Source organism: Pseudomonas sp. HMSC067G02 (assembly GCF_001813485.1).
Taxonomy (GTDB): domain Bacteria; phylum Pseudomonadota; class Gammaproteobacteria; order Pseudomonadales; family Pseudomonadaceae; genus Pseudomonas; species Pseudomonas aeruginosa.
Genome location: NZ_KV812636.1, coordinates 1 through 1228, shown reverse-complemented (window position 1 = coordinate 1228; position 1228 = coordinate 1). Strand labels below are relative to the sequence as shown.

1 protein-coding gene is annotated in these 1228 nt (G+C 64.7%); it reads left to right on the top strand.

Features of this window, described 5'->3' with window-relative positions:
• Positions 1 to 1228: carbohydrate porin OprB (gene oprB / locus HMPREF2914_RS06695; protein WP_031642400.1), on the top strand; the 1228-nt coding region annotated here is incomplete at both ends.

Genomic DNA, 1228 nt, shown 5'->3' with positions numbered 1-1228 from the left:
TGGGGCGGCAAGCGCACCGAGCTGCTGGAGAAGGGCTACGACTTCAAGCTGGAGTACGTCGGCGAGGCGGCGGCCAACCTCGATGGCGGCTATGACGACGACAAGACCGGACGCTACACCGACCAGTTCGCCCTGGGCGTGCACATGGACCTGGAGAAGATCCTCGGCTGGAAGGCTACCGAGTTCCAGTTCACCGTCACCGAGCGCAACGGCAAGAACCTTTCCAACGACCGCATCGGCGACCCGCGTGCCGGGCACATCAGCTCGGTGCAGGAGGTCTGGGGCCGCGGGCAGACCTGGCGGCTGACCCAGCTGTGGCTCAAGCAGCAGTACTTCGACGGCGCGCTGGACGTGAAATTCGGCCGTTTCGGCGAGGGCGAGGACTTCAACAGCTTCCCCTGCGATTTCCAGAACCTGGCCTTCTGCGGCTCGCAGGTGGGCAACTGGGCGGGGAGCATCTGGTACAACTGGCCGGTCAGCCAGTGGGCGTTGCGGGTGAAGTACAACTTCGCGCCGGACTGGTACGTGCAGGTCGGCGCCTACGAGCAGAACCCGTCGAACCTGGAGACCGGCAACGGCTTCAAGATGAGCGGCAGCGGGACCAAGGGCGCGCTGCTGCCGGTGGAGCTGATCTGGCAGCCGAAGGTCGGCGCCGAGCAACTGCCGGGCGAGTACCGGCTGGGCTACTACTACAGCACGGCGAAGGCCGATGACGTCTACGACGACGTCGACGGCCAGCCGCAGGGGCTGACCGGCAACGACTTCAAGTCGCGCGGCAGCAAGCATGGCTGGTGGGTGGTGGCGCAGCAGCAGGTCACTTCGCACAACGGCGATGCCTCGCGCGGGTTGAGCCTGTTCGCCAACCTGACTGTCCACGACAAGGCGACCAACGTGGTGGACAACTATCAGCAGCTTGGAGTGGTCTACAAGGGTCCGTTCGATGCGCGGCCGAAGGACGACATCGGCCTGGGCATCGCGCGCATCCATGTCAACGACGATGTGAAGAAGCGCCAGCGCCTGGTGAACCAGGTGAACGGCATCGACGACTACGACAACCCGCTGTACCAGCCGCTGCAGGACACCGAGTACAACGCCGAGCTGTACTACGGGGTGCATGTGACCGACTGGCTGACGGTGCGGCCGAACCTGCAATACATCAAGCAGCCGGGCGGGGTCGACGAGGTCGACAACGCGCTGGTGGCGGGGATCAAGATCCAGACGGTGTTCT